The organism is Blautia faecis (genome assembly GCF_020554845.1).
In the GTDB taxonomy this organism is placed as follows: domain Bacteria; phylum Bacillota; class Clostridia; order Lachnospirales; family Lachnospiraceae; genus Blautia_A; species Blautia_A faecis.
On sequence record NZ_JAJCIA010000066.1, the window covers coordinates 1 to 6,606 of the forward strand.

General features: G+C 35.9%; 6 protein-coding genes. 4 read left to right on the forward strand and 2 right to left on the reverse strand.

The genetic code is table 11. From position 1 onward, the window contains the following. The 3 genes from LIZ66_RS20270 to LIZ66_RS18060 all read left to right on the forward strand — a co-directional run. A partial coding sequence (locus LIZ66_RS20270; RefSeq protein ID WP_408611574.1) for a DUF6783 domain-containing protein occupies positions 1 to 68 on the forward strand: 68 nt, incomplete at its 5' end. Between the two features lie 98 nt (positions 69 to 166). Continuing rightward, on the forward strand, positions 167 to 2,098 hold the full coding sequence (locus LIZ66_RS18055; RefSeq protein WP_227201012.1) for a nucleotidyltransferase family protein: 1,932 nt from the start codon (positions 167 to 169) through the stop codon (positions 2,096 to 2,098). A 320-nt stretch (positions 2,099 to 2,418) separates the two neighbouring features. Further along, complete coding sequence (locus LIZ66_RS18060) at positions 2,419 to 3,357, forward strand: nucleoside 2-deoxyribosyltransferase (protein WP_227201013.1); 939 nt, start codon at positions 2,419 to 2,421, stop codon at positions 3,355 to 3,357. A gap of 887 nt (positions 3,358 to 4,244) precedes the next feature. Here LIZ66_RS18060 and LIZ66_RS18065 read toward each other — a convergent pair. Further along, positions 4,245 to 5,135, reverse strand: a complete 891-nt coding sequence (locus LIZ66_RS18065; RefSeq protein ID WP_148463529.1) for a hypothetical protein — start codon at positions 5,133 to 5,135, stop codon at positions 4,245 to 4,247. Positions 5,136 to 5,203: 68 nt separating this feature from the next. Between LIZ66_RS18065 and LIZ66_RS18070 the strand changes: the two genes are divergently transcribed. Beyond that, complete coding sequence (locus tag LIZ66_RS18070) at positions 5,204 to 6,157, forward strand: DNA-methyltransferase (RefSeq protein ID WP_148463530.1); 954 nt, start codon at positions 5,204 to 5,206, stop codon at positions 6,155 to 6,157. Between the two features lie 248 nt (positions 6,158 to 6,405). On the opposite strand, the gene LIZ66_RS18075 is transcribed toward LIZ66_RS18070, so the two are convergent. Next, positions 6,406 to 6,606: hypothetical protein (locus LIZ66_RS18075; RefSeq protein WP_227201014.1), on the reverse strand; the 201-nt coding region annotated here is incomplete at its 5' end.

Here is a 6,606-nt window from a genome sequence, read left to right on the forward strand (position 1 = left end):
ATACCGCAAAGTGGGGCGTGCAGATTGCGGGAATGATTTTTCAAACAGGCTCTAAAGTGTATGCTTAGTAGAACGTACGGAATATAAAATATAATAACTGTGTAGTTTTCGGACCGTAATCCGTGAGGGCTCCGGCAGTTATAAATAAATTGGTGGTGTAAAATTAGTGAGTGAACAGAGAAGAGTAATTTATACAAAGGAGGAACTGGCTGCGAAGGTAAAGGTTCCAGCTGTTGTGGAGCAGGATCTGAAGCGCATTATCAGTGATCGCCTGGAACAATGCGGTCTGTATTATAGATGCTTTTCCAGAATCAAGACAGCTTCCTCCATGGCTCATAAATTTGCTCTGAAAGATTATGGCGCGGAGAATAAGAAACTACAGGACCTGGTAGGTGTCCGTATTAACCTGTATTTTGATGATGATGTAGAAATCTGCCAGAATATTGTGGAAAATACCTTTGACGTGATTGGCTGGTCCACTTCGGAAAGAAGCGAGGAGGAGTTCAAACCTACGAAATTAAACGGCGTGTGCCGCCTTCCGGAATATTTGAGATCAGAGATTTCAACAGAGACCTGGGATATGTATATTGATGATACCTTCGAGATTCAGATTAAGACCATGTTTTTCGAGGGCTGGCATGAGATCGAGCACGATATGCGCTATAAAGGAGAGGAACTGTGGAAGAATTACAAGGGCTTTTCCAGATACTTTAACAGTATTCTGGCAACTTTGGAGCTTTGTGATAAATCCATGGTTACCCTGTTTGAGGATCTGGGACATTCCCTTTATAAATCAGGCAGATGGAGTGATATGATCAAGAGCCATTTCCGCCTGAAACTGGGAGAGGGACAGCTTTATCCTGAGGTGGCGAAGCTTCTGGATGAGGATTGTGACCAGCAGGTGGAGAACCTGGCCAAGCGTATTTATAAGACCAGCAAGCAGACACTGGTAGATCAGCTGCTTCACCGCAGCCGCAAGGTACCGATCAATGTAAATACGATCATTGCCCTGTTAAACGACAGTCAGTTCCACGACAGTCGTCTGACAGCTATTTTTAAGGAGCGTGATGTTTATAACGATGGGCGTGAAGAGAGCCTGGGAGAGTCCTGGCATTATGAGATGAAGCCTTTGATCCGTCACAATGTATTCCAGATGTGTACAGAGGTGGACGGGAGCAGGATGAGAGAGGAACAGCTGGCTTCTGCTACGGAGATTTTCCAGCAGGCAGCAGACTGTATATATGGCTGGATCGTGGGAAAATACGGCGGATTGTTTAAACAGATGCCACAGAAGACCAGCACCTATCATGCGGATATTCTGGCTTATCATGTGGCTGTGAATTATGATCCGGGCAACCGCCACCTGAATATGCATGTAAGACATATGGATATGGAAGTGGGCGGCCGGATCTGGTATTCCGAGGCAGGGCTTGAGGTATCCCGTCAGGAGAAAGTAATCCTGAAGGTTTGCAACGGATATGCACAGCCGGCCAGAGAGCATACTATCCAGGATCCGGGAGTAACCTTTTTCAGCTATCCGGGCTATTATAAGACAATTGTAGATAATATCGGAATTGTTAATGGAATTGAGTGCTCTAACCGAAGAAGGATCCTGCGGGAGGAGATGTTTGGAAATCTGATCACAGCGCTGAAGGATTCCGAGCGTTTATTCCCGGTCGTGGTGATCGTTTCCAGAGAGACTTCAGATGGAATGATGGATGAAGACTGGCTTGGCCAGTTCCGCGTATCTGATTTTACAAGAACGGTATGGCGTTATTCCCATGTGTTTACTGCCCATGAGTCTACCGGAAAGAAATTCTTGAAGCTTGCAGGGATTGATCTGCGCCAGATTGATGATATTCCCAGACTTTATATTTTCTGGCCAGGAGGAGACGTAGATGATTACGGTCCGGAGGATGTGACGAACTGCAGTTTTGGACGTCACCTGGAAGCGAGAGGCGACGCCCGCACCTACGATATTGTCCGCGGCGGACAGGCATTTTACCATAAGATCGTTACAGATCTGCGTGAGTGGAATATTTCCGCAGATATGTGGGAAGGATTTAAACTGGAGACAGTGACGGAATTGCCGAAATAGAATGATAGAAGTACCACTGGCAGTTGGTGAGAAAATTAAGACGACGATTTTCTTATCAGCTGTTGGTGGTGTTTCTTTTATGACTGAATATAACTTGGCGTTTAAAAGAGAAAATCTGTTAGGTTATAACGTATACTTGTACCTTCAAAAATAAAACTATTTTGTAGTGGTTAATTCGAATTTAAATGTAAAATACAAGAATAAAATGCAAAAATAAAATAAAAGCACAAGAAATAAAATAAAACGCAAGATATTCTTGTGAAAAAGCATTGACGTTTATAGGAAATATGGTATCCTATAATAGAAAGGAGTGTGAAAATATGACGAAAAGTGCAAGAATACAAGAAAAAATCATAGAAATTTTGGCTGATGGAAATTATCATACTGTTCAAGAAATTAAAAGTTTTCTACGGAAAGCAGGAATTTCTGATTATTCAGAGGGGCAGTTCTCTGGCTCATTAAATACTTTGCTTAGAAATCAATCCATTCAAAAAATGGATAGGGGGATTTATAAAATAAAACAAAATTGGGGAGGTAAAGATTTTATGAAAACTTGTTTTGTAGTATCTCCTATTGGAGAAACAGATAGTGAAATAAGGAGTAATGCAGATAAATTATTCAAATATATTATTAGTCCAGTTTGTGAAAGTTGTGGCTTTGAACCTGTACGAGTAGATCAAATTAATGATTCGGATTCAATTACACAAACTATTATTGATAAGCTTTTATCATCGGAGCTTGTCATAGCTGACATTTCGGGGCATAATCCTAATGTTTTTTTTGAAATGGGATATAGAAAATGTACAGACAAGCCGATTATTCACTTAAAAAAGAAAGGCGAAACTATACCATTTGATGTAAACACAGTAAGAACATTCGAGTATGATCTAACCTATTTAGATAATGTAGAAGAAACTAAGAAACGTTTAGAACAAACAATAGGGACCTTTTCTTTTGAGAACAAAACTAATGCATTGGGACAAGATGAAGAAAACAATAAGCAGCTTTTTTTTCAAAGTATTCTTACTATGCTGTATCAAATTCAAGATTCTATTACTGAATTAAAAGAGCAAATAAATAAAAAAGATACAGAAACGATACAAGCAATAATGCAAACAAGCTTAAATAATGCCCAAAAAGAAGAATCTACGGATGTTGTTATGATGAAAACGTTGTTACCCGAGTTGATTAAAAATCCAAAATTATTCCAAAATTTAATGCAATTTGCCGAAATGACTAATAAACCTAAGAAGCAATAAAAAAGAGATAATCATAATTGTTGAGGACGAAATTTGCTGAGGGTCTTTTGTGAGATAAATTGTACTCTATAAACTGAATAAAATTTAAAGATAAATTTGTATTTCTGTACAGACTTTAGGAACGGATTACCAAAATTATACGTATCCTAAAAACTATGTAGAAATTATAGCTATTTCACTGTAAAATGTTTATACTGCTATTATGCATGAAAACGTAGAAATGCCTTTTAACTCCTCAAGATTATGCAGAAGACTATTATATACGAGCTTTAGACATTATTTTCTCATACATTTATTCGAGGAAGATACACTAATGTTTATAGTAAAGTTCCAGAAAATACAGTTCCTGTTTGCGATTTGAACGCTTGAATGGATTATATCCAAACGAAGAAAGGATAGCTATAGCTACGTATCATTTGCTAAAGTTACGCAGAGCATGTTGTTTCATGCTTAAAATTGCTGGGTAGAGATTTTTAATGATTTTGAGGTGACGTGCATGACTAATCTCATACCTAATCGTTCTAAAATGGTTTCTGGGATATGTCGGATTAAATGATTGCTGGATGTATTTATCATTTTCATGACGATTGTAGTGAAAAGTGACAGCGTCTGCTTGTTTATCATCCTTGCGAATTCTGAATGTGGCAATGACTGTCTGTCAAAGATAACATCTGATGAATTTTTCGGCTACTTCAGAGTTACACTTGTTGTGCGTTGCATAATCCTTTTTTGTGGTTGATATAGTATTGGGACATCGCCTTTTTGAAGATATCTGTGAGACTAGATTGTAACAGTATGAAAAAGTTACGGAGATATTTATCAATGGTAAGAATAAAATGGAATTTTGCAAGTAAGGAGGGAGCCATAGATATGACTCCCAGGAGTTTTTATTTGACAATTATGTAGTCTATGCGATTGATGGTTTGGATACGGTTAGAATCTTTTAACAGCTTTATTGATTTATTTAACTGAGTACTAGAAATATTTGGATATAATTTTTCTAAGTAGAATAGAATATTTGTTTTTGCTAAAGGTTCGTTTTCGGAAAGGATGTTAATTATGTCCTCAGAAATAAGTGCTGTGTAATGATTGGCTTCTTCGGTGGCAATAAGTTTATCAAGTTTGTCTTGAGTATATTTATCGAGGAACATGTTATCGATTAATGCGATGAATTCATCTGTAGTACGTTCGGTCTGAGTGACTTTCATACTGTTTGAGATTTGAAATTGGTCCCCCATGGCAGTATTGAATTTTAATTCATTTTTAGAAACATATTTTAAATCAAAAATGTTGCAATCTACTAAGTGAAAACCGTAGCATTTATTATTATTAATAATACTTTGATGTTCTATTGATAGAATAAAAAAGAATGCATCAGGATTATTTATGTAAAAAGGACGTATTTTACGGAATGAAGTGAGGTTAGATCCTTTTCCTGCATTATTTCCTTTTGCAAGTGAAGCAGATTTAACATCAATTAATATATCGTATGTTATTCCATCTAATTCAAGTGATATGTAAATGTCTTCAAGACTGCTACTTTCTTTACTTGCAACAGATTTAATATTTGTATATATACTCGAAGCACGATTGAATATTTCATAAGTCCACTCATCAATAAAAGGACCTGCGATTTTATGGATATCTTTTTCGGGAACATTACAGTCTAAATTTGTGTTAATTTTAACTAAATTTGTCATAGGTGAAGATAATGCGGATTTTATAATATCAATGAGAAATTTTTGTAATCGTTGGGATGTTTCGAAGTGATGATTCATTTTGTATCCTCCTTTTTGGTTATTTCAAAGTATTATATCATAATATGTTGAAGAAAGGAATGATTTATATGGATATAAATTTGGAAGCAATTTGTGGAGATGCTATCATAGAGTTAAAAAAAATAGAGTCTAATTCTGTGGATTTGATTGTAACAGATCCACCCTATAATTTGAATAAACACTATGGCAATAATTATGATAAATTTGAATTTGATGAGTATTTAAATTTTTCTAGAGAATGGATAAAGGAGGCTGTAAGAGTATTAAAACCCGATGGTACAATGTATGTGTTTATGGGAATGAAATATATATCATATATTTATAATGTTTTGGAAAAGGAAATGGAAATGTACTTTAATTCCTGGATTACTTGGTATTATACTCAAGGAATAGGAAAAACTAAAGGCTATTCTCCTAGACACGATGATATACTTATGTTTACAAAAGATAAGAAAAGGTTCAAATTTAATTTAGATGAGATTAGGGTGCCTCAGAAGTATTATAGATCTGTTAATAATATGAGAGGAGCGAATCCTGGAAATGTATGGGAATTTTCACATATGCATTATTGCAATAAGAATAGAATGAAACATCCGACTCAGAAACCGGAAGGATTATATGAAAGAATGATATTAGCGTCATCTGATGAGGGCGATGTGGTGTTAGATCCTTTTCTTGGTAGTGGTACATTGTTACGTGTGTGCCAGAACACTAATAGAAATGGTATTGGTATTGATATAAATCCAGAATATATTCGGATGTCAAAGGAACGATTAGAAGAAAAATTTTTGGGATTTGACAGTATTGATGAGAGAATGAAAAGAGTACCAAACGATTTGAATAATGCTGAAATCAGAGAAAATTATATAAAAAATCATATTAGCTGGTTTTTGAAAAACCATCAAGATGCAATTGATGATTTTATGAAAGAGGTAAAAGAGAAGTATTATGATAAGATGAAAGAGACAAACCAATTATATTTATTTAAAACGTATACATCATATAAGTGCAGAAAGAAATAGAATGATTATGATATTTTGTTAATGGCTATAGTGTGGAAAATAGTGTGACAATACGATCCGTGCAACAGGTAGAAAATAGATAAAATGTTTCAAATTCTGTCGAATATTAACAAAAATAACATATAAAACTTTAAAAAGAAGTGATTGAGCCACTTGAATATTTTGGATAATCAAAGTTCTTGAGGGTTTGCCAAACTTGTTGAGGGTCTTTTGTGAGGGTTTCGCTATAAAAACCGGAAGTTTGCCCCTCACGAAGAGAGCCCCTCAACAAGTTTGATTACCCAATATTTTAGGAAAAGACACCCTTTGTATACCTCCTGAACATTCGGAGTCCAAAAAAGCCCGCAAAACAGGCGCTTTGCAGGCTTTTGACACTTCTTGATAAAATAAAAAAATGCGGAAGATGGGACTTGAACCCACACAAGCGCAATGCTTACAAGATCCTTAGT